Annotated in this window: 18 protein-coding genes; all 18 read right to left on the bottom strand. The window is 64.9% G+C overall.

Going from position 1 to position 21,625, the window contains the following annotated elements; all coding sequences use genetic code 11:
- Window positions 1–14: 14 nt before the first annotated feature.
- The 18 genes from folC to ACZY0R_RS30515 all read right to left on the bottom strand — a co-directional run bounded on the left by folC (window position 15) and on the right by ACZY0R_RS30515 (window position 21,446).
- Window positions 15–1,325 carry a bifunctional tetrahydrofolate synthase/dihydrofolate synthase gene (folC, locus tag ACZY0R_RS30430; protein WP_488863616.1) on the bottom strand — a complete coding sequence of 437 codons (1,311 nt, stop codon included), beginning with the start codon at window positions 1,323–1,325 and terminating at the stop codon, window positions 15–17.
- 1,063 nt (window positions 1,326–2,388) lie between these two features.
- Entirely contained in the window at window positions 2,389–3,261 is an 873-nt protein-coding gene (accD, locus tag ACZY0R_RS30435; RefSeq protein ID WP_488863617.1) for an acetyl-CoA carboxylase, carboxyltransferase subunit beta, read from the bottom strand.
- Window positions 3,262–3,443: 182 nt separating this feature from the next.
- Window positions 3,444–4,241, bottom strand: a complete 798-nt coding sequence (gene trpA / locus ACZY0R_RS30440) for a tryptophan synthase subunit alpha (RefSeq protein WP_488863619.1) — start codon at window positions 4,239–4,241, stop codon at window positions 3,444–3,446.
- A 2-nt stretch (window positions 4,242–4,243) separates the two neighbouring features.
- Window positions 4,244–5,152, bottom strand: a complete 909-nt coding sequence (locus ACZY0R_RS30445; protein ID WP_045243067.1) for a DNA-methyltransferase — start codon at window positions 5,150–5,152, stop codon at window positions 4,244–4,246.
- Window positions 5,152–6,345: a tryptophan synthase subunit beta gene (trpB, locus tag ACZY0R_RS30450; RefSeq protein WP_045243066.1), complete on the bottom strand. Its 1,194-nt coding sequence runs from the start codon at window positions 6,343–6,345 to the stop codon at window positions 5,152–5,154. Before trpB ends, ACZY0R_RS30445 begins: the two co-directional genes overlap by 1 nt.
- 118 nt (window positions 6,346–6,463) lie before the next feature.
- Complete coding sequence (locus ACZY0R_RS30455) at window positions 6,464–7,168, bottom strand: phosphoribosylanthranilate isomerase (RefSeq protein ID WP_488863621.1); 705 nt, start codon at window positions 7,166–7,168, stop codon at window positions 6,464–6,466.
- Window positions 7,152–7,976: a tRNA pseudouridine(38-40) synthase TruA gene (truA, locus tag ACZY0R_RS30460; protein WP_488863623.1), complete on the bottom strand. Its 825-nt coding sequence runs from the start codon at window positions 7,974–7,976 to the stop codon at window positions 7,152–7,154. Before truA ends, ACZY0R_RS30455 begins: the two co-directional genes overlap by 17 nt.
- A gap of 194 nt (window positions 7,977–8,170) precedes the next feature.
- Window positions 8,171–11,041, bottom strand: coding sequence for a motility hub landmark protein FimV (locus ACZY0R_RS30465; protein ID WP_488863625.1), 2,871 nt, complete (start codon window positions 11,039–11,041; stop codon window positions 8,171–8,173).
- 327 nt (window positions 11,042–11,368) lie between these two features.
- The gene (asd, locus tag ACZY0R_RS30470; protein ID WP_488863627.1) at window positions 11,369–12,505 is read right to left on the bottom strand and encodes an aspartate-semialdehyde dehydrogenase; all 1,137 of its coding nucleotides are present in this window, start codon (window positions 12,503–12,505) and stop codon (window positions 11,369–11,371) included.
- A gap of 327 nt (window positions 12,506–12,832) precedes the next feature.
- Window positions 12,833–13,900, bottom strand: a complete 1,068-nt coding sequence (gene leuB / locus ACZY0R_RS30475; RefSeq protein WP_488863629.1) for a 3-isopropylmalate dehydrogenase — start codon at window positions 13,898–13,900, stop codon at window positions 12,833–12,835.
- Between the two features lie 38 nt (window positions 13,901–13,938).
- Window positions 13,939–14,589, bottom strand: coding sequence for a 3-isopropylmalate dehydratase small subunit (leuD, locus tag ACZY0R_RS30480; protein ID WP_035866068.1), 651 nt, complete (start codon window positions 14,587–14,589; stop codon window positions 13,939–13,941).
- 10 nt (window positions 14,590–14,599) lie between these two features.
- Window positions 14,600–14,731: an entericidin A/B family lipoprotein gene (locus ACZY0R_RS30485; protein ID WP_441635711.1), complete on the bottom strand. Its 132-nt coding sequence runs from the start codon at window positions 14,729–14,731 to the stop codon at window positions 14,600–14,602.
- A gap of 16 nt (window positions 14,732–14,747) precedes the next feature.
- Complete coding sequence (gene leuC / locus ACZY0R_RS30490; protein WP_488863632.1) at window positions 14,748–16,157, bottom strand: 3-isopropylmalate dehydratase large subunit; 1,410 nt, start codon at window positions 16,155–16,157, stop codon at window positions 14,748–14,750.
- A 296-nt stretch (window positions 16,158–16,453) separates the two neighbouring features.
- On the bottom strand, window positions 16,454–17,155 hold the full coding sequence (locus ACZY0R_RS30495; RefSeq protein ID WP_488863634.1) for an ABC transporter ATP-binding protein: 702 nt from the start codon (window positions 17,153–17,155) through the stop codon (window positions 16,454–16,456).
- Window positions 17,155–17,934, bottom strand: a complete 780-nt coding sequence (gene livG / locus ACZY0R_RS30500) for a high-affinity branched-chain amino acid ABC transporter ATP-binding protein LivG (protein ID WP_488863636.1) — start codon at window positions 17,932–17,934, stop codon at window positions 17,155–17,157. The genes ACZY0R_RS30495 and livG overlap by 1 nt, the downstream gene beginning before the upstream one ends.
- A complete protein-coding gene (locus tag ACZY0R_RS30505; RefSeq protein ID WP_488863638.1) occupies window positions 17,931–19,205 on the bottom strand; it encodes a high-affinity branched-chain amino acid ABC transporter permease LivM in 1,275 nt (424 codons plus the stop codon). Before ACZY0R_RS30505 ends, livG begins: the two co-directional genes overlap by 4 nt.
- Window positions 19,206–19,209: 4 nt before the next feature.
- The gene (gene livH, locus ACZY0R_RS30510; protein WP_035866050.1) at window positions 19,210–20,136 is read right to left on the bottom strand and encodes a high-affinity branched-chain amino acid ABC transporter permease LivH; all 927 of its coding nucleotides are present in this window, start codon (window positions 20,134–20,136) and stop codon (window positions 19,210–19,212) included.
- Window positions 20,137–20,330: 194 nt separating this feature from the next.
- Window positions 20,331–21,446 (bottom strand): branched-chain amino acid ABC transporter substrate-binding protein, encoded by a 1,116-nt coding sequence (locus ACZY0R_RS30515; protein WP_035866047.1) that lies wholly within the window; start codon window positions 21,444–21,446, stop codon window positions 20,331–20,333.
- Window positions 21,447–21,625 lie beyond the last annotated feature (179 nt).

Here is a 21,625-nt window from a genome sequence, read left to right on the forward strand (position 1 = left end):
GGCGGCCGCGCGACTCAATTTGCCCGGGTAGCGCGATATGCCATCACGCCCGCCACGGTGTAGAACGATCCGAAGACCAGAATTCTATCATCCTCGGTCGCTCTGCCGAGGGCATCCCGGTAAGCCGCCTCCGGGCTGGGAAAGCAGGCCGCCGTGGCATCGGGGCCGGGGCGGAAACCGCCCTCCTCCAGCTTCTCCAGCAGATCCGCCGCGCTGGCCGCGCGCGGCGTCGGCAGGTCGCACAGGCACCAGTGGTCGACTTTGTCGGCCAGATGGCGCAGCACGCCGGCGATGTCCTTGTCCTCCATCGCGCCGAACACCGCATAGGTGTAGCGGAAGAAGCCCATGTTCTCGAGGTTCTGCCCGAGCGTGGCGGCTGCGTGCGGATTGTGCGCCACATCCAGGATCACCGCCGGGCGTCCCGGCATGACCTGGAAGCGTCCCGGCAGTTCGACGAAGGCCAGCCCGTTGCGCACTTCCTGCGCGCTGACCGGCAGGCGCGGACGCATGGCCTGCAGCGCGGCCAGTGCGGCCGAGGCGTTGAGCAACTGATTGGCGCCGCGCAGCGCCGGATAACCCAGCCCGTTGAGCTTGCGCTCGCGGCCGCTCCAGTCCCACTGCTGGCGCTCCTGGCCCTTGGCAGCCTGATGCTGGAAATCCCGGCCCACCAGCCAGAGGTCTGCGCCGATGGCCTCGGCATGCTCGATCACCGACTTCGGCGGCATCGGGTCCGCCACGATGGCCGGCACGCCAGGACGGAAGATACCGGCCTTCTCGTAGCCGATCTTCTCGCGCGTGTCGCCCAGGTACTGCGTATGGTCGATGTCCACGCTGGTCACTATGGCGCAATCGGTATCGATTACGTTCACCGCATCCAGCCGGCCACCCAGCCCCACCTCCAGGATCATCGCGTCGAGCCCTGCCGCGGCGAAGGCATGGATGATCGCCAGCGTGGTGAACTCGAAATACGTCAGGCTCACCGGATCGGCAAAGCTGGTGCGCGCGCGCTCCACCGCCTCGAAATGCGGCAGCAGTTGCGCATCGGTAGCGAACTCGCCATTGATGCGGGCGCGCTCGTTAAACGAAATCAGGTGCGGCGAGGTATGGCAACCCACCTTGTAGCCGGCCTCCAGCAGGATGCGCTCCAGCATGGCGCAGGTGGAGCCCTTGCCGTTGGTGCCGCCGACGGTGAACACCACGGCATCGATGCGCAGTCCCAGGGCTTCCTTGACGCGGGTGATACGCGCCAGACCCATGTCGATGCCGACCGGATGGGCGGATTCGAGATGGGATAGCCATTCAGGGAGGGTGGGGAAGATGGGCATGATGGGGATACAGGGTTGTTCGGGGGCTTGGCTTGTTGGAGCCGGTTTGGGGGTGGGTGGTTTCGTTGCCGTTTGGCGGAATTTGGTTTGGCTCTGGGTACCGGGGGATATTGGGGTGTTTTGGGTTAAGTCAAAGGATCTCTGGCTTCAGGGGGGCTTAAATTCAACTTCAAACTTCAACTTCAACTTCAACTTCAAAGGCCTAAAGTCAAAGACAGTTTCACCTCCCCTGCGGGGAGGCGACCTACTTTTTTGTCTTGCCAAAAAAGTAGGCAAAAAAAGCGCGCCGGATGGGGCGACACCCCCTCGGGATCCGACGAAAAGAGCGGCCGGGAACCCAAACTCGCATCGCCCATCGCCTTAAGGCGATACTCAAACATGGGTCCCTCTTCTCCGCTCTTTTCGTCGGATCCCGAGGTGCCCCATACGGCCTGGTACACCTACACGGCTCGCTTCGCATCGCGGGACGGTGTGGACCGCCCCCACGGGCGCTCCACACGGCTACCAATCGTTACTTCCGCGGACTCGCTCTTGCAAACGCCCGCTCTATGCCCCGGCCCGTCCCTCGTAGGCGGGAGAGAGGAGCAACCGGCAGATGGCGGAAGCCGCCTGTTCAAAAGCAAATAGCGTTGCTGCCAGATCACCATCGGTGTAGCCGTGTTTTCCGCCTGTGGGGCCGCAAACACCGTCCCGCGATGCGAAGCGAGCCGTCAAGGTTTACCTTGCCGTATGGGGCGCCTCGTCGGCAGGCAAAAAGAGCGGAAAAGAGGGGGCCATGTTTGAGTATCGCCTTAAGGCGATGCGAGTTTGGCCCCCGGCCGCTCTATTTGTCTGCCGACGAGGAGTCTTTCGCCCCATCCGGCGCGCTTCTTTGCCTACTTTTTTGGCAAGACAAGAAAGTAGGTCGCCTCCCCGAAGGGGAGGTGAAACTGCTTTTGACTTTTAAGCCTTTGACTTTGCAGTTGTAGCCACCATCAACCACCAACGCACCCCCAACACACCCCCAAAAAGCGAAAAAGCGCGAACAACCGTCCGCGCCTAATCACCATCACCAACCCAAACCTTACGCCACCGCATCCGCCGGCTGCTTCTGCAGCAAAGCCAGCAACTGCGCCAATTCATCCCGCATCTTGCGGCGATCGACAATCATATCGATAGCGCCCTTCTGCAACAGGAACTCAGCCCGCTGGAAGCCTTCAGGCAGCTTCTCGCGCACCGTCTGTTCAATCACGCGCGGACCAGCAAAGCCGATCAAAGCCTTGGGTTCGGCGATCACAACGTCGCCCAGGAACGCAAAGCTGGCCGACACGCCGCCCATGGTGGGATCGGTCAGCACGCTGATAAACGGCAGCTTGGCATTCGACAGTTGATTCAGCATCGACGTAGTCTTGGCCATCTGCAGCAACGACAGCAGGCTTTCCTGCATACGCGCACCACCCGTGGCGGTAATGCAGATAAACGGCACCTTCTGTTCCAGCGCCGCCTGGGCGCCACGCACAAAGCGCTCGCCCACCACCGAACCCATGGAGCCGCCCATGAATTCGAACTCGAAGCAGCTCACCACCACCGGAATGGTATGGATAGCGCCGCCCATCACGACCATGGCATCGGTCTCGCCGGTGTCGTCCATGGCGGCCTTGATGCGGTCGGGGTACTTCTTGGTGTCCTTGAACTTGAGCGCGTCGACCGGCAGGATCTCCTGGCCGATCTCATAGCGGCCCTCGGCGTCCAGCAGCCCGTCGAGACGGGCGCGGGCGCGGATGCGCATATGGTGGTCGCACTTGGGGCAGACGTGGAGGTTGGCCTCGACGTCGGTACGGTACAACACCGACTCGCACGACGGGCACTTGACCCACAGCCCTTCCGGAATGCCCTTGCGGGTGGAGGGGTCGGTCTGTTGAATCTTGGGGGGGAGGAGTTTATCCAACCAGCTCATGAAAGGCTCCTTTCGGCACATGCGCGGGACATGTCAGGCCGCGAATTTACCATGCCTGCGATCCGCAGTCCCCGTTCAGCCGGGGCGATGCGCCTGTTGCGGCACAACTGCCGCCAAAATCATGCATTTTTGTTGCATTGCCCGCCCGTGCGTAAACACGGGCAGTGCTGCGTAAATCACGTTCAGGCGTCGAGCGCCTGGCGGATTTCCGCGATGAAGGACTGCAGCGATTGTACCGCCTGGTCCCGCGGCGCATCTTCAAGCAACTGCACCAGGCGGCTGCCGATCACCACGGCATCGGCCACGCTGCCGATCGTGCGCGCGGTCTGCGCGTCGCGGATGCCGAAGCCCACGCCCACCGGCAGGTTGGCATGGCGCTTGATCAGCGGAATGCGCGCGGCCACGCTGTCGAGGTCGATGGTGGCCGAACCGGTCACGCCCTTGAGCGACACGTAGTACAGGTAGCCGCTCGCCAGCTTGGCCACGGCTTCAATGCGATCGTCCGTGGAAGTGGGCGCCAGCAGGAAAATCGGGTCCATCCCGTGGGCGCGCATCTGCGCCGCGAAGGACTCGCACTCCTCGGGGGGGTAATCGACCACCAGCACGCCGTCGACGCCGGCCGCCGCCGCGGCCTTGGCGAAGACAGCCTCGCCCATGCGCTCGATCGGGTTGGCGTAACCCATCAGCACCACCGGCGTGGTGGCATTGGTCTGGCGGAACTCTGCCACCCAGCCCAGCACCTTGGTCAGCGTCACGCCCTGCGCGAGCGCGCGCTCTGAGGCGCGCTGGATCACCGGGCCGTCGGCCATCGGGTCGGAAAACGGCACGCCGAGCTCGATGACGTCGGCGCCGCCCGCCACCAGCGCGTGCATCAGCGCAACGGTCAGGCCGGGCTCGGGATCGCCCGCGGTGATGAACGGAATCAGGCCCTTCTTGTTCTGCGCGGCCAGCGCCGCGAAAGTCGAATTGATTCGGGACATGGTCATTGAGCAATAGTGGGCAACGGCGTGGACGAGGCAGCCAGCAAGGGCTCGTCGTTCGCTGCTGCGATGTTCAGGGTAGCCGGCGCGGTCTGTGGCGAACTGATGCAGGCCGCGACGCGTTCGCGCGCCACACGCACATAGTCGGGGTTCATCTCGTAGCCGACGAAACGCCGTCCGTGCAGCGCGCAGGCCACCGCGGTCGTGCCGCTACCGGTGAATGGGTCAAGCACCAGCCCGCCCGGCGGGCAACTGGCCAGCACCATGCGCTGCACGATATGCAGCGGCTTCTGGGTGGGATGGTCGGCACGTTCCGGATCTTGCCGGTGGATGCGCGGCACGCTCCACAGATCCTTCGGGTTGTAGCCCACCTCGAGCCATTTCTTGCCCTCGAAACGCGGACGGCTGCGCGCCTTCTTGGTCTCGGCATCGTACGGCACGCGCACGGAGTCGAGGTCAAAGTAATAGTCGCGCGCCCCGGCGAAGAAACCGATGTTGTCGTGCACCGAGGAGTACTTGCGCGTGGTGCCGCCCATGCTCGGTACGCGCCGGTCCCAGATGATCTCGTTGATCATGGTCAGGCGCTGCTTGAGCATCACGAACAGTTCCGGCGAGTATTGCCAGGTGCAGAACAGATACAACGAGCCGCGCGGCGCCAGCTTGGGCACCACCGCATCGATCCAGCGCGCCGACCACTCCAGGTAGGCTTGCCCGGACAGGCGGTCAGAGTCGTTGCCGTAATCCTTGCCCAGGCCATAGGGCGGATCGGCCACGATCAGGTCGATGGAGCCGTCGGCAATGCGCTTGATGCCTTCCAGCACGTCTTCCTGGTAAAGCGTCAGTTGCGGCGCCGCGAGGGGTGCGGACGGGGCGCCGCCTTCAGCGGCGCCCGGCGGGAGAAAGTCGCGCATCAGAGCTTCAGCCCCGAACGTTCGGCCACGGTATGCATGTCCTTGTCGCCCCGGCCCGACAGGTTCACCAGCAGCAGCTTGTCCTTGGGCAGCGTCGGCGCCAGCTTGCACGCGTAGGCGATGGCGTGGCTGGATTCCAGCGCCGGGATGATGCCTTCGATGCGGCAACAGTCGTGGAAGGCCTTGAGCGCTTCCTCATCGGTGATCGGCACATACTCGGCGCGGCCGATATCCTTGAGCCATGCGTGCTCGGGACCGACGCCCGGATAGTCCAGCCCGGCGGAAATCGAATGCGTCTCGATGATCTGGCCGTTGGCATCCTGCAGCAGGTAGGTGCGGTTGCCGTGCAGCACGCCCGGCGAGCCGCCGATCAGCGCGGCGGCGTGGCGGCCGGTTTCGAGCCCGTCGCCGGCGGCTTCCACACCGATCAGGCGCACGTCCTTGTGCTCGATATACGGGTAGAAGATGCCCATGGCATTGGAGCCGCCGCCCACGCAGGCGATCACGGCGTCGGGCTGACGGCCCGTCAGCTCGGGCATCTGCACCTTGGATTCTTCGCCGATCACGCACTGGAAGTCGCGCACCATCATCGGATAGGGATGCGGGCCGGCCACGGTGCCGATGATGTAGAAGGTGTTCTCGACGTTGGTGACCCAATCGCGCATCGCTTCATTGAGCGCGTCCTTGAGGGTCTTGGAGCCGCTTTCCACGGGCACCACGGTAGCGCCCAGCAGCTTCATGCGGTAGACGTTGGCAGCCTGGCGCTTGACGTCTTCCGAGCCCATGTAGACCACGCACTCCATGCCGAAGCGCGCGGCGATGGTCGCGGTGGCCACGCCGTGCTGGCCGGCGCCGGTCTCGGCAATCACACGCGGCTTGCCCATGCGCTTGGCCAGCAGTGCCTGGCCAATCACGTTATTGATCTTGTGGGCGCCGGTGTGGTTGAGGTCTTCGCGCTTGAGATAGATCTGCGCGCCGCCGAGCATCTCGCTCCAGCGTTGCGCATGATAGATCGGCGAGGGCCGGCCGACGAAATGCTTCAGTTCGCGGCGGTATTCCGCGTCGAACTCGGGATCTTTCTGGAAGTGCGCATAGGCTTCGCGCAGTTCGTCCAGCGCGTGCACCAGCGTTTCGGAAACGAAGGAACCACCATAGGGGCCGAAATGGCCGCGGGAATCGGGCAGGTCGTACATGAGTCTCTTCTTCTGAACAGGGCCCTTGCCGGTCTGGCAGGGGCTCGATGACGTTAGGGTCGTGTGCGGGGCAGGCACGGAGCAGGCGGGAGGCTGTATGCCCGATGGGCAGGCTGCCCTACCCGGCATCCGCGCTGCGCACGGCGCGCACGAAGGCGGCAATCCTGGCGTGGTCTTTCACGCCTTTGGCGGCCTCCACGCCGCTGCTTACATCGACAGCGTAGGGCCGCACGCGCTCAATCGCGCCAGCGACGTTTTGCGCGCTCAACCCACCACTCAAAACGATCCGAGGAGCGGCGCTTGCGGTCGGGTTGTGGGTGGGCGGAAGCCATGCCGGGGGTATCAGGGTCCAGTCGAAGACGTGTCCGCCACCGCCGTAGCCTTCGACGAAGGCATCAAGCAGCAAGGCAGCGGCATCACGATACAGATCTGCGAATTCTACCAAATCGAGACCGGGCTGGACGCGTGCCGCGCGCAGAAACGGCAGCCGGCAGCGCTGGGCGGCCTGCGTGCAAGCCTCCGGGCTCTCGTCGCCGTGGAATTGCAGCAGCGTAAGCGGCACACGCTCGGCTACATGGGCGATCTCGTCGGTATCCGCGTTGACGAACAATCCAACAACCGAAACAAAGGCGCCGGCGGCTTCGGCCAGCGCGGCGGCGCGCGCCACCTCGACAAAGCGCGGGCTGCCCGGATAGAAAACCAGGCCGATCGCGTCGGCGCCGGCATCCACCGCGGCGCGAACGTCTTCCTCGCGCGTGAGCCCGCAGATCTTGACGCGGGTGCGGCGCGGCGCGGCGCTGCCCGGCTCAGGCAACTGGGTCATTGGCAAACACTCCATGAAACAGGCTGGCGGCCGCGTCCGCGGCCGGAATCCCGTATTGCTCAGGATACTTCACCCCGGCGAGGTAGAGGCCGTCGGGCATGAAAGTGGGCGCTGCCTTGGCGCGACTGCGCCCGGCCAGCACTTCGGCCATCCAGCCCGGCGGGTAGCGGCCGCGCCCTACCGCCACAAGGCAACCCATCAGGTTGCGCACCATGTGATGCAGGAAGGCGCTGGCGCGAAAACGCACGAACAACCAGTCGCCGTCGGCCTTGAGGGTGATGTCATACATGGTCTTGACAGGCGACTTGGCCTGGCACTCTGCGGCGCGGAACGCGGAAAAATCGTGCTCGCCCAGCAGGCAGGCGGCAGCGGCGCGCATGACGCCGACGTCCAGGCCCTGGCCCGGCGGCAGCATCAGGTAGCCGGCCCTGCCGTGCACCAGCGGCACGCGGTGCGGGCCGGTATAGAGCGCGTAGTAATACATGCGCTCGAAGGCCAGGAAACGCGCATGGAAGCCCTCGTCGACCGGCTTGGCCCATTGCAGCGCGATGCTGGGCGGCAGGAAGGCGTTGACGCCCCGCACCCAGGAGAACGGCTCGCGCGACAAGTCGGTGTCGATATGGATCACCTGTCCGAGCGCATGCACGCCGGTATCGGTGCGGCCTGCCACCGTGGTCTGCACACGGCGGCCGGCGAAGTGCTCAATTGCGTCCTCCAGCCGGTCCTGCACCGTATTGCGGTGCGGTTGCGACTGCCAGCCGGAGAAAGCGGCACCATCGTAATGGAGGCCGAGGGCGATGCGGTTCATGAGGCGGAAATTGACAAGCGGAAATTGACGGGCAAAACGCGAACGAATGAACGAAAACGGAGCGCAACCGGCGAAAGCCAGCGATTGCCGGCCCGCAAAAAGCAAATGCGCCGGGAGCCACGCTCCCGGCGCATCCGTGGCGTGCTGCCTGGCGCATTGCCTGCGCACAGCCCGCCATCATACAGCCTGGCCTGTCAGGCCACGTCGCGCAGCAGGCTGCGGGCCTCCGTCAACAGGGGATCCTGCGACTGATCCACCACTTCCTGCAGCAGTTCCCGCGCGCCTTCCTTGTCGCCGATCTCGATATAGGCCCTGGCCAGATCGAACTTGATCTGCATGTCGCGGCCACCATCGACGGCGTCCGCCGACAAGGTGCTCGGGGAGATCCCGCGCGACGTGTCCAGCCCGCTCTCCGCGCTCACGCGCGAGAGGTCGATCGGCTCGGACAGCTTGCCGTCGCGCAGCATCGTAGGCGCCGGCAGCGACGATGCGCCATAGAAAGTACGGGTCTCGTGGCTATCGCCCACCGTGTCGTCCCGGCTGGCCGGATTGAGGTCCAGCGAAATGCCGGACATATCGAAGTCGAGCGGTCGGCTGCGCGTGGGCGTATCCAGCGCCGGGATATCCTCATGGGCGCCGTGGCCCTGGGGTGCCGGCAAATCCAGATCCAGGTCAAGGCCATCGTCCAGGCGGGTGGCAAGTGCCTCAGGCAGCGCGTCGGCATTGCCGAACACGAGCGAGGCCGACTCCGGCGCGGTAATCGGCGCACCGGCCGCGGGAGCGGGGAAGCCGTCGAGCGGCAACGCCAGATCGGCCAGGTCCGCAAGCGCGGTCTCGCGGGGTGCCGCCGCCGGATCTTGCGAGGGATCGTGGGTGCGCCACTGATCGCCCGGCAAGGTGGTGGTATCGCCGGAAGCCGTGTCCGGCGCCACGCTCAGGTACAAAGCGTTGCCCGGCTCGAGGCGCCGTCCCATTTCCGCTGCCTGTTCCCACTCCGCCCCTTGTCCGCCCGTCTGGGCGAACATTTCTTCTGCAATCACGCGAAAACCTTCCACATCCTGACGATTGTTGTGAATCTCCATGAGCTTCAGGCGAATCGCCTGGCGCTCAGGGTTTTGCTGCAGCGCTTCGCGCAGGATCTCCTCGGCCTGCACATCACGCCCGTAGGCGATATAGACATCAGCCTCGGCGATCGGGTCAACCTCGTTGGCTTCCGCGGTATTGTTGCCAATGCGGAAATCGGCTCCGAACACACTGTGCTGCGAGGTGTCGACGCTCTGTCCACCCGCGGCGCCAAACAGCGAATTGCCGCCCGCCATGACGGTGCTTTCCTGCGACAGGATGCTGTCCCCGAAGGCGGCGTTCTCGCTGGACTTCTGTTGCTGACGCCGGCGATAGATCGCATAAGCGCCCAGCAAGGCGATCAGCAGGCCACCACCGGGCAGCAGCATGGGGTTGGCCAGCAGATCCTCGAAGAAGGACGGCTGTGCCACCGGCTGGGGCTGCGTCACGACCGGCGGGCGCTTGGCGGCCGGTGTGGAGGCGGCGTCAGGCTTGACGGCGGCAACGGCGGCGTCCGCCGCGCTTGCACTCGCGCCGCTGGCGCCGGGCATGGCCGAGGCCGCCGAAGCCGGCGAACCGGCCAGCGGCGCCGCGGTTGCGGTTGTTGCAGCCGCTGCCGTAGCAGCGCTGGCACCCGCGCCAGCCTCCGCCGTGACCGGTGCGGCTGTGGCGCCGGCGTCTGCCTTGGCCGTACCGGCGGGCACCACGGCAGGTGCAGCCGATGGCGCCGCGGCGCCATCCTTGCCCGCGCTCTTCTGCGTCTGGGCCAGCTTGGCAAGCTCGGCGTTCTTCAGCTCGACCAGCCGCTGCATGTCACTAACGTTTTTCTCAAGCTGCGCGAGGCGTGTCTCGGCTTCCTTGATCTGCCGTTCCTTGGCGATACTGCTTTCCGCAGCGGCTGCGGCAGCGGCCTGGCTACCCCGCTCGGGCTTGCTGAGCTTGAGTTCGTCGCGCGGGCCCGCGGCCGGCGCGGCCTGTTCCTGCACACGAGCGGTGACATTGCCCGACTGCTCGCGGCCACTGCCGGCTTCGACCGTGCGCGCGGCAGCGGCCGTCGCCAGGCGGCTACGGTAAGCGTCAAAGCCGTGAGTGCGTGCCACCACCTCGCGGCGTGCCGCGTGCGGCGTGACCGCTTGCGCTTCCTGCTGGCTGGGCACCTTGAGCACGGCGCCCGCCTTGAGGCGGTTCATATTGCCGCCGATGAACGCGTTCGGATTGTTGCGATACAGCGCGACCAGCATCTGGTCGAGCGAGACCGCATCCTGCCCCTGGGAGGCTTCGTTGGCAATGGCAGTGAGGTTATCGCCGCGCTGGACGGTGTACATGCCGGCAGCCGTGGCCGTACCTTCGGCCGCCGGCGCTGCGGCGCGGTGCGGCCGTGGCGCCGGTGCCTTGGCTTGCGGCCGTGGCGCCTGGCTAGCCGCCACGGGGGCCGGTGCCGCGGCGGGCACAGGCGCAGCGCTTGGCGCGGGAGCCGATGCCGCCGGGCCGGCAGCGCCGGCGTCGTCCGGGGTTCCCGCCTGCACCACCGTGGTGGGCGAGAAAGTCTGGTTGGATGGCTTGGCGCCGGCCGGATCCAGCAGGAAGGTGTAGGCGCGCGACACCTTGCCGCTAGACCATGTCATGTCGACAAGGATGTCGACGAAAGGCTCGCTGATTGGCTGGGTTGACCGGACCCTCGCCACATAGCTGCCATTGGGACGGCGCTCGACCTGCAGCCGCAGGCTGTTGACCGCCGGCAGATAGGTCAGGCCGGCCTTGGCATACGCATCGGGCGACGCCAGCTTGACGGTTAGCCCGTCCGCTTCTTCCGCGCTGACACCACTAATATCGATTTCCGCCTGCAGCGGCTGACCCAGATTCGACTGTACCCGTAATTGCCCGAACCCCGCGGCATAAGCGGCCGGCTGCGCGAGCAGCAAACCCAGTGCCGTGAAGGCCAGCGTTGACCAGCGCTGGCGGGCTGTAGGCGCATCTTTCCGGCGATGTTGGCTCACACTCACCTTGTGCTCCGTTGTGTTCTAGTAATGAAATTAACTTAACATCAATGGTTTAGCGCAGCAAGTTAGCGTCCCGACTGAGCCCCGCGCCAACTCGTACGGACGTGCGGACGACCGCCCCACAGCCCGGCATATGCCGGCTGTATTGTGACGCACCGCCGGGAAAAATAGTCAGCCGGGAATGACAACGCCGCGCACAGGCGCGGCGTTGTCATCAAAGCCGGGGGTTTCTGTTGCCTTGCTGCAACGAAACCCCCGAACACCCGGTCCAGGACCATAAGACATGGACAAAGACATGCCTTGCGGCTGCCTGAAGGGCCACTCCCGGATTCAGGCTTCGATCAGGATGCGCAGCATACGGCGCAGCGGTTCGGCGGCGCCCCACAGCAACTGGTCGCCGACGGTGAAGGCCGACAGGTATTCGCCACCCATCTGCATCTTGCGCAGGCGCCCCACCGGAATGGTCAGCGTACCGGTCACGGCTGCCGGCGTGAGGTCGGTCATGCTGGCCTCGCGCGTGTTCGGGACGACCTTGGCCCACTGGTTGTTGGCGGCCAGCATGCCTTCGATTTCGTCCAGCGGTACGTCGCGGCGCAGCTTGATGGTCAGCGCCTGCGAATGGCAGCGCATCGCGCCAATGCGCACGCACAGGCCGTCCACGGCGATCGGCGAAGCGCCGGTCGCGCCCAGGAAGCCTTCGCCGCGGCCCAGGATCTTGTTGGTCTCGGCGCCGGCCTTCCACTCTTCCTTCGACACGCCGTTACCCAGGTCCTTGTCGATCCAGGGAATCAGGTTGCCGGCGAGAGGCACGCCGAACTGCTTGGTTTCTTCACCCGACAGGCCATGCTGCGTCGCCAGGATGGTGCGGTCGATTTCCAGGATGGCCGATGCCGGGTTGTCCAGCAGCGACTTGACCGATGCGTTGAGCGTGCCGAACTGGGTCAGCAGTTCGCGCATATGCTGCGCGCCGCCGCCCGAGGCGGCCTGGTAGGTCATGGACGTCATCCACTCGATCAGGTCGTGCTGGAACAGGCCGCCCAGGCCCATCATCATGCAGCTGACCGTGCAGTTGCCGCCGATGAAATTCTTGACGCCCTTGGTCAGCGCGTCCTTGATGACACCGAGGTTGACCGGATCGAGGACGATGATGGCATCGTCCTTCATGCGCAGCGACGACGCCGCGTCGATCCAGTAGCCCTTCCAGCCGGCTGCGCGCAGCTTCGGGAAAATCTCGTTGGTGTAATCGCCGCCCTGGGCCGTGAGGACCACGTCGCACTTCTTCAGCGCTTCGATGTCGTTCGCGTCCTGGAGCTTGGTTTCATTCTTGGCCATGGCCGGGGCCTGGCCGCCAGCGTTGGACGTGCTGAAGAATACGGGCTCGATATGGTCGAAATCGCGCTCTTCCTGCATGCGTTGCATCAGGACGCTGCCGACCATTCCTCGCCAGCCGACGAGACCTACAATCATGACTAACCTCGGATGTGATTTGAACTTCCCCGCGCTTTCTTCGCCCGACGTGACTGCGCGGGGAAGACGAGCAGGCACGACGAACGATCTAGCCGATCGTTTTGGTAATAATGGTTTTAATCGTCGTTGCGGTAAGCGGGTGGCCGTGCGAACCCAGGCCAACCAGGCTGCGGGTAGCAACCGGGGCGGCGATGGCAGTCGAGGGGGACTGGAAGATTCGGACCATCCGCAAAGTCTACACGATTTTGCGGCGCTGCCACACGGGGGAAATCGGGGACAAATAAAAGAAAAGGCGCCGCATGCGGCGCCTTTTCAACTTGATACAGCTTACAGCGCGGCCAGGACGGCCTCGCCCATCTCGCGCGTACCGACTTGCTTGCAGCCCGGCGTCAGGATGTCGCCGGTGCGATAGCCCTGGGCCAGCACCTTCTTGACGGCGTTCTCGATGCGGTCGGCCTGTTCGGCACGGTTCAGCGAGAAGCGCAGCATCATCGCCGCCGACAGGATGGTGGCCAGCGGATTGGCCACGCCCTTGCCGGCGATGTCGGGTGCGGAACCGTGCGAAGGCTCGTACAGGCCCTTGTTATTGGCGTCCAGCGAAGCCGACGGCAGCATGCCGATCGAACCCGTCAGCATGGCGGCCTCGTCCGACAGGATGTCGCCGAACATATTGCCGGTGACGATCACGTCGAAGCTCTTGGGTGCCTTGACCAGTTGCATGGCCGCGTTGTCCACGTACATGTGCGACAGCTCGACTTCCGGATATTCCTTGTGCACGTCGATCACGACGTCCTTCCAGAACTGGAAAGTCTCGAGCACATTGGCCTTGTCGACGCTGCACAGCTTCTTGCCGCGCTTGGCGGCGGCCTGGAAGGCCACATGCGCGATGCGGCGGATTTCCGGCTCGCTGTAGCGCATCGTGTCGAAGCCTTCGCGCGCGCCCTTGAAGGGACCGTCCGGCGCTTCACGCATGCCGCGCGGCTGGCCGAAATAGATGTCGCCGTTCAGTTCGCGCACGATCAGGATATCCAGGCCGGCCACCAGTTCGGGCTTCAGGCTGGAGGCGCCGGTCAGCTCGGGATAGCAGATCGCCGGTCGGAAGTTGGCGAACAGTTGCAGGTGCTTGCGCAGGCCCAGGATGGCCTGCTCGGGACGCAGCGGGCGATCCAGATTGTCGTACTTCCAGTCGCCCACGGCGCCGAACAGGATAGCGTCGGCTTCCTTGGCCAGCTTGAGCGTGGCGTCGGGCAGCGGATGGCCGCTGGCCTCGTAACCCGCGCCGCCCACCGGGGCGGTTTCCAGCTCGAACTTCTCGTCGAGCGCGTTCAGGACCTTGACGGCCTCCGCGATGATTTCGGGACCGATGCCGTCACCCGGCAGGACTGCGATTTTCATGCTCTGTCTTCCTTTTATGTCTCGGCGTTCCGCCAGTCTCAGCCAACCACGCGATTGTTCAGCCACGGCATCTTCGCCACGCGCTCCGCCTCGTACGCCTTGATCTTGTCGGCATGACGCAGGCTCAGGCCGATATCGTCGAAACCGTTGAGCATGCAGTACTTGCGGAACGGTGCGATATCGAACGCGTAGCTATCGCCACCCGGCGTGATCACCAGTTGCTTGTCGAGATCGATCGTCAGCTTGTAGCCGTTGAACGCGTTGGTCTCGTTGAAGATATGGTCGACCTGCAACTCGGTCAGAACCACCGGCAGCAGGCCGTTCTTGTAGCAGTTGTTAAAGAAGATGTCGGCGAAGCTCGGCGCAATCACGGCGCGGAAGCCGTATTGCGTCAGCGCCCAGGGCGCGTGCTCGCGCGAGCTGCCGCAACCGAAATTACGGCGTGCCAGCAGGATCGAGCCACCCTGGTAGCGCGGCTGGTTGAGCACGAAGTCGGGGTTCAGCGGCCGCTTGCTGTTGTCCTGGCCAGGCTGGCCCACGTCCTTGTAGCGCCACTCGTCGAACAGGTTGGGGCCGAAGCCGGTACGCTTGATCGACTTGAGGAATTGCTTGGGGATGATGGCGTCGGTGTCGACGTTCTCGCGGTCCAGGGGCACCGTGAGCCCGCTGTGTACAGTGAACTTGTCCATGGTCGGTTCCTTACTTCTTTGCCGCGTTTTCGAGCGAGCGGCCTGCGGCCTGTGTGTCCTTGCCAAGGCCGGCCATCGTATGGCAGCCGGCCAGTTGCAGCATGCACACGCATGCGAGCAACACGATCAGGGCTTGTTTCATGATGAGCCTGCGCGATTTAGCCGAGCTGGCGGATATCGACGAAGTGGCCTTCGATGGCAGCCGCGGCAGCCATCGCCGGGCTCACCAGGTGAGTCCGGCCGCCCGCGCCCTGCCGCCCTTCGAAATTGCGGTTCGAGGTCGATGCGCAGCGCTCGCCCGCTTCCAGGCGGTCGGCATTCATGGCCAGGCACATCGAGCAGCCCGGCTCGCGCCATTCGAAGCCGGCGGCCTTGAAGACCTTGTCCAGCCCTTCGCGCTCGGCCTGCTCCTTGACCAGGCCAGAACCCGGCACCACCATCGCCAGCTTCACGTTGCCCGCCACGCGGCGGCCCAGCTTCTGCACGACCCAGGCGGCGGCGCGCATGTCTTCGATGCGGGAGTTGGTGCAGGAACCGATGAAGACCTTGTCGATCTTGATGCTGTCCACCGGCACGTTAGGCTGCAGGCCCATGTACTCCAGCGCGCGCTCCATGGCGTTGCGCTTGTTCGGGTCTTTTTCCTTCTCGGGATCCGGCACGCGGTCCTCGATGCTGACCACCATCTCGGGCGAGGTGCCCCAGGTCACTTGCGGACGGACCTCTTCCGCGCGCAGCTCGACCACCTGGTCGAAATGCGCGCCGGCGTCCGAATGCAGCGTGCGCCAGTAGCTCACGGCCTGCTCCCACTCCACGCCCTGCGGCGAGAACGGGCGGCCCTTGACGTATTCCAGCGTGACATCGTCGACAGCAACCAGGCCAGCGCGCGCACCCGCCTCGATGGCCATGTTGCACACCGTCATGCGCCCCTCCATGGTCAGGTCGCGGATGGCCGAACCAGCGAACTCAATGGTGTACCCGGTGCCGCCGGCGGTGCCGATCTTGCCGATCACGGCCAGCACGATGTCCTTGGCGGTACAGCCGCGCGGCAGCTTGCCTTCCACGCGCACCAGCATGTTCTTGGCCTTCTTGCCCAGCAGCGTCTGCGTGGCCAGCACGTGCTCCACCTCGGAGGTGCCGATGCCGTGCGCCAGCGCGCCGAACGCGCCGTGCGTGCTGGTATGCGAATCGCCGCACACCACCGTCATGCCCGGCAGCGTGGCGCCCTGCTCCGGCCCGATCACGTGCACGATGCCCTGGCGCAGATCGTTCATCTTGAACTGGGTGATGCCGTACGCGTCGCAATTGTTGTCCAGCGTGTCCACCTGCAGCTTCGACACCGGATCCGAAATACCCTGGCTGCGATCGGTGGTCGGCACGTTGTGGTCCGACACCGCCAGGTTGGCGCTGATGCGCCATACCGGGCGCTGCGCCAGCTTCAGGCCTTCGAACGCCTGCGGGCTGGTGACTTCGTGCAACAGATGCCGGTCGATGTACAGCATCGTGGTGCCGTCATCCTCGACGTGCACGGTGTGGTCATCCCAAAGTTTGTCGTAAAGCGTCTTGGCCATGATGCAGGGGGGCGGGCCGGGACCGTTCGGAACTGCACGGTTGGCGGCGTCGCACGGTAGTTTGCGGGGATTTTTCGCAGGAATGCGGGCAATGAACTGCGGCTTGCTGCGATGCTTGACTTCGCAATCGATTATGCCACAGCGATAGCGCGCGACCGGGTCCTGCCCGGGCCGTGCGGCGGTGGGAATGTAATGTGATTGGCGAAAGGGGGATTTCGCCGATGGCGAAAAGGGGGGAATGGCGTGGGCGTTCTCCCGCTCGGCCGCCAGGCGGACGAGCGGGAAAAAAGATGGGCTCAACCGCCCAGATACGCGCTCTTGATACGGTCGTTGGCCAACAGGTTGGCGCCAGTGTCCGCCAGCACCACGCGCCCCGTCTCCAGCACATAGCCGCGATCTGCCACGCCCAGCGCCTTGTTGGCGTTCTGCTCCACCAGGAACACTGTGACGCCTTCATCACGAATGGTCCGGATGATGTCGAAGATCTGCGCGATCACCAGCGGCGCCAGGCCGAGGGTAGGCTCATCCAGCAAGAGCAGCCGGGGCCGGCTCATCAGCGCGCGGCCGATGGCCAGCATCTGCTGCTCGCCGCCGGACATGGTGCCGGCGCGCTGGGCCGAGCGCTGCTTCAGGCGCGGGAAGAGCTTGTAGACGTGCTCGATGCCCGCCTCGATCTCCTCGCGCTTGCCGAAGAAGGCGCCCATCTTCAGGTTTTCCAGCACCGTCAGGCTGGGAAACACGCGCCGCCCTTCGGGCGAGATCGCCATGCCGAGACGCATGATCTCGTGGGTAGGACGCCGCGTGACGTCCTGTCCTTCGAACATCACGCGCCCGCTCGACGCGCGCGGAGAGCCGCACACCGTCATCATCAGCGTGGTCTTGCCGGCGCCGTTGCTGCCGATGAGCGTGACGATCTCGCCCTTGTTCACTTCGATCGATACGCCAGACAGCGCTTCAATGGCGCCGTAATGGGTATGGACCTTTTCCAGCTTCAGCATCAGTCCTCTCCCAGGTAAGCCTTGATCACGCGCGGGTCGTTGCGCACTTCGGCCGGTTTGCCGATCACGATCGGCCGGCCGTGCTCCATCACCAGGATGCGGTCGGACACGCCCATCACCAGACTCATGTCGTGTTCGATCAGCAGCACCGAGATCTTGAACTCGCGCCGCAACTGGTCGATCAGTTGCGACAACTCGACCTTTTCCTGCGGGTTGAGCCCGGCCGCGGGCTCATCGAGCATCAGCAGGCGCGGATTGGTGATCATGCAACGCGCGATCTCCAGCCGGCGCTGGTGGCCGTACGACAGCGTGCCCGCCTCGCGGTTGGCAACACCGCGCAAGCCCATGCGCTCGAGCCACAGCGCGGCGCGCTCCAGCGCCTCGCGCTCGGCACGGCGATAGGCCGGCGTGGCAAACAGCCCGCGCAACAGGCCGGAGCGCACTTGCAGGTGCTGTGCCACCAGCAGGTTCTCCACCACCGTCAGTTGCTTGAACAGGCGGATGTTCTGGAACGTGCGCACCAGGCCGCGGCGCGCCACCTGGTGGCTCGGCAGGCGGGCAATCGAGTGGCCGTCCAGCGACACCTCGCCAGCGGTCGGCTTGTAGAAGCCGCCCACGCAGTTGAACACCGTGGTCTTGCCGGCGCCGTTGGGGCCGATGATGGCGAAGACTTCGTCGCGGCGCACATCGAAATCGATGCCGTCGACCGCCAGCAGGCCGCCGAAGCGCATCTGCAGGCCGGAGACTTTCAGCAGTTCCGCTTGTTGAACTTGACTCATTGCGGCAACTCCACGTGGGGGCGGCTCGCGGGCAGCAGGCCCTGCGGACGCCACATCATCATCAGCACCATCACCAGGCCAAAAATCAGCATGCGGTACTCGGCAAATCCGCGCGCCACTTCCGGCAGCGCGGTCAGCAGGATGGCCGCCAGGATCACGCCCAGTTGCGAGCCCATGCCGCCCAGCACCACCACCGCCAGGATCAGCGCGGACTCGATGAAGGTGAACGATTCGGGATTGACCAGGCCCTGGCGCGCGGCAAAGAACGCGCCGCCCAGGCCGGCGAAGGCCGCGCCCAGCGTAAATGCCGACAGCTTGATGCGGGTCGGGTTCAGGCCAAGCGAACGGCAGGCGATCTCATCCTCGCGCAGGGCTTCCCACGCGCGCCCCATCGGCATGCGGATCAGCCGGCTGGTGACGAACAGCGTGAAGCCCACCAGCAGCAGCGCCAGCAGGTACAGGAAGATCACCATGTGCTCGCCGCTGTAGTCCCAGCCCAGCAGCTCGTGGAACGTCTTGGCGCCCTCCACGCTCGCGCTGCGTGCCATCTCGATGCCGAACACGGTCGGCTTCGGGATGCCCGACACGCCGTCCGGGCCACCGGTCAGGCTGGTCAAGTTGTTGAGCAGCAGGCGGATGATTTCGCCGAAGCCCAGCGTGACGATGGCCAGGTAATCGCCGCGCAGCCGCAGCACCGGGAAGCCCAGCAGGAAACCGAAGGTGGCCGACATGCAGGCCGCGATCGGCAGGCATTCCCAGAAGGTCAGGCCGAAGTACTGGTTGAGCAGCGCGTAGGTGTAGCCGCCAACCGCGTAGAAACCGACATAGCCCAGGTCGAGCAGGCCTGCGTAGCCCACCACGATGTTCAGGCCCAGCCCGAGGATCACGTAGATCAGTGCCAGCGTGGCCACGTCCACCGCGCCGCGCGAGCCGAAGAACGGGAACACCAGGCCGACCGCCAGCAGCAGCCAGATCACCTTGCGTTGCCGGCCGGTGCCCAGCGCGGGCAGGCTCGGCACCTTGACGCCGGCGGTGGCGCGCAGGAACAGCGGCTTGAACAGCTGGAACAGGAAGACCGCGCCCACCGCCAGCCAGACCGGCTTCCAGTGCGGCTCGAACACAACCTTGTAGCCGTCCAGCTTGAGCTGCAGCCCCAGCACGGGAATAGTCAGGATGGCCGTCATCACGGCCGCGACGATGGCGTTCTTCAGGGTCTGCCCTGCCGGGGCGCCTTGCGCTACGTTGATCGGCGTAGAAATAGCTTGTGTCATGGCGTCATACCTTTTCAACGTCGGGCTTGCCCAGCAGGCCGGTCGGGCGGAACAGCAGGATCAGCACCAGCAGGCCGAAGGCCACCACGTCCTTGTACTCGGCCGGCATATAGCCGGAGGCAAAGGTTTCCGCCAGGCCCAGCAGCACACCGCCCAGCATGGCGCCGGGGATGCTGCCGATGCCGCCCAGCACGGCCGCGGTAAAAGCCTTGATGCCTGCGACGAAGCCGATATAGGGATTGAGCTTGCCGATGGTCAGGCCGATCAGCACGCCGCCCACCGCCGCCAGCATCGCGCCCAGCACGAAGGTGAAGGAGATCACGCGGTTGGTGTCGATGCCGAGCAGGTTGGCCATGCGCATGTCTTCGGCGCAGGCGCGGCAGGCGCGGCCCATGCGCGAATGGCCGATGAACAGCGTCAGCGCGATCATCAGCACCAGCGTCACGCCCACGATCAGCAGCCGCGAATACGGCATGGTCACCGTGAACTCGCTGCCCATCTGGAACTCGATGGCGCCGGAGAGCAGCACCGGCACGGACACGTCGCGCGCGCCCTGCCCTATCTGCACATAGTTCTGCAGGAAGATCGACATGCCGATGGCGGAGATCAGCGGCACCAGCCGCGGCCCGCCGCGCAGGGGCCGGTAGGCCACCCGCTCCACCGCGAAGCCGTACAGGCCGGTGACCAGCACCGAGACCAGCAAGGCGGCGCCCAGCACCAGCGGCAGCGGATAACCCGCGCTCGCACCGATCGCGGTGAGCGTCACCAGGCCCACGTAGGCGCCGATCATATAGATCTCGCCGTGGGCAAAATTGATCATGCCGATGATGCCGTAGACCATGGTGTAGCCAATGGCAATCAGCGCATAGATCGCACCCAGCGTCAGGCCATTGACCAGTTGCTGGGTGAACTGCGGAAGGAACTCGTTCATGCGGGAAGCCCCATAACTTTGAAGCCGGAGAAGCCGGCGCTGCAGGAGATGCGCAAGCGCCGGCAAGCTCCGTGATGCCGGATATGCCCAGGCACCGCCTGCGGCGGATAAGCCGCAGCGGCCGGGCAACCGGACCCCGATACCAAAACGCCCCACTCGAACCATGAGCGGGGCGTATCAAGCCAATGTGCGACTTAGTTGGCAGCGGTCTTGGTAGCGTCCTTGTGCCATGTGAACACAACGAACCTGAACGACTTCAGGTCGCCCTGCGCGTCGTACTCGACCTTGCCGATCGGGGTCTGGAAGGCGTTCTTGTGCATGTAGGCCGCGACTTTGGTCGGGTCCGTGCTCTTGGCGCCGGCAATGGCGTCGCCGATGATCTGGACCGCGGCATAGGCCGGCATCTGGAACGGGCCGTTCGCATCGCGCTTCTTGTCGGCGAAAGCCTTGACCAGCGCGGCATTGGACGGATCGGCGGAGAAGTCGGCCGGCAACGTCACCAGCATGCCTTCGGAAGACGCCCCGGCAATGGCGGTCACGTCCTTGTTGCCCACGCCTTCAGGACCCATGAAGGTCGCCTTGACGCCCTGCTCGCGCGCCTGGCGCAGCAGCAGGCCCATCTCCGGGTGGTAGCCGCCGAAGTAGACGAAGTCCACGCCTTGCGACTTGAGCTTGGTGATCACGGCGGAGTAGTCCGAGTCGCCGGCATTCACGCCTTCGAACACGGCGACCGGGATCTTGGCGGCTTCCAGGTCCTTCTTCACCGAGGAGGCGATGCCCTGGCCGTAGGACTGCTTATCGTGCAGGATCGCAACCTTCTTGGGCTTGACCTTGGTGATGATGTACTGGGCAGCGGCCGGGCCTTGCTGGTCGTCGCGGCCGATGGTGCGGAAGATGAACTTGCGCTTCTTGTTTTCGGTCAGCTGCGGCGCGGTGGCCGAAGGGGTGACCATCACGATGCCTTCGTTCTCGTAGATGTCGGAAGCGGGGATGGTCGAGCCCGAGCACACGTGCCCGATCACGTAATGGATCTTCTGGCTGACGATCTTGTTGGCAACCGCCACGGCTTGCTTGGGTTCGCAGGCGTCGTCCATCAGCACCACTTCGAACTTGTTGCCGCCCGCGCCGCCGGCGGCATTGATCTGCTCGATGGCAGTCAGCGCACCAGCCTTGACCATGTCGCCGTACTGGGCAACCGAGCCGCTCATGGGGCCGGCAATGGCAATCTTGATGGTCTCCGCGTTGGCGGTGGCGCCGAAAGCGCACAGGGCCGTGGCCAGGGAGATGGACGTAAGACGGGACAGCGTCATCAGGAGCTCCTCGATATGTATTGGTCATGGGCTGAGGCGGCATGACCTGCGCAATCGAACAACACCCGCGAGCTACAACCTGGAAGACGCCCGAGACGCGGAAGACGGGCCTGCAAGACATGAAGCGTGTGCGGGGCCCGGCATGTGCCAGCCCTCCCGGATACAGCGGAGAGGACCTT

The organism is Cupriavidus sp. F041, from assembly GCF_057814235.1.

What these genes read in the sequence shown, in the direction of transcription:
- trpA (WP_488863619.1), bottom strand. Translation starts at nt 4,241, where the DNA reads ATGTCCCGAATCAATTCGACTTTCGCGGCGCTGGCCGCGCAGAACAAG.
- livG (WP_488863636.1), bottom strand. Translation starts at nt 17,934, where the DNA reads ATGAGTCAAGTTCAACAAGCGGAACTGCTGAAAGTCTCCGGCCTGCAG.
- ACZY0R_RS30455 (WP_488863621.1), bottom strand. Translation starts at nt 7,168, where the DNA reads ATGACCCAGTTGCCTGAGCCGGGCAGCGCCGCGCCGCGCCGCACCCGC.
- ACZY0R_RS30445 (WP_045243067.1), bottom strand. Translation starts at nt 5,152, where the DNA reads ATGCGCGACTTTCTCCCGCCGGGCGCCGCTGAAGGCGGCGCCCCGTCC.
- leuC (WP_488863632.1), bottom strand. Translation starts at nt 16,157, where the DNA reads ATGGCCAAGACGCTTTACGACAAACTTTGGGATGACCACACCGTGCAC.
- ACZY0R_RS30515 (WP_035866047.1), bottom strand. Translation starts at nt 21,446, where the DNA reads ATGACGCTGTCCCGTCTTACGTCCATCTCCCTGGCCACGGCCCTGTGC.
- truA (WP_488863623.1), bottom strand. Translation starts at nt 7,976, where the DNA reads ATGAACCGCATCGCCCTCGGCCTCCATTACGATGGTGCCGCTTTCTCC.
- accD (WP_488863617.1), bottom strand. Translation starts at nt 3,261, where the DNA reads ATGAGCTGGTTGGATAAACTCCTCCCCCCCAAGATTCAACAGACCGAC.
- livH (WP_035866050.1), bottom strand. Translation starts at nt 20,136, where the DNA reads ATGAACGAGTTCCTTCCGCAGTTCACCCAGCAACTGGTCAATGGCCTG.
- leuD (WP_035866068.1), bottom strand. Translation starts at nt 14,589, where the DNA reads ATGGACAAGTTCACTGTACACAGCGGGCTCACGGTGCCCCTGGACCGC.
- ACZY0R_RS30505 (WP_488863638.1), bottom strand. Translation starts at nt 19,205, where the DNA reads ATGACACAAGCTATTTCTACGCCGATCAACGTAGCGCAAGGCGCCCCG.
- leuB (WP_488863629.1), bottom strand. Translation starts at nt 13,900, where the DNA reads ATGAAAATCGCAGTCCTGCCGGGTGACGGCATCGGTCCCGAAATCATC.
- ACZY0R_RS30485 (WP_441635711.1), bottom strand. Translation starts at nt 14,731, where the DNA reads ATGAAACAAGCCCTGATCGTGTTGCTCGCATGCGTGTGCATGCTGCAA.
- asd (WP_488863627.1), bottom strand. Translation starts at nt 12,505, where the DNA reads ATGATTGTAGGTCTCGTCGGCTGGCGAGGAATGGTCGGCAGCGTCCTG.
- ACZY0R_RS30495 (WP_488863634.1), bottom strand. Translation starts at nt 17,155, where the DNA reads ATGCTGAAGCTGGAAAAGGTCCATACCCATTACGGCGCCATTGAAGCG.
- trpB (WP_045243066.1), bottom strand. Translation starts at nt 6,345, where the DNA reads ATGTACGACCTGCCCGATTCCCGCGGCCATTTCGGCCCCTATGGTGGT.
- folC (WP_488863616.1), bottom strand. Translation starts at nt 1,325, where the DNA reads ATGCCCATCTTCCCCACCCTCCCTGAATGGCTATCCCATCTCGAATCC.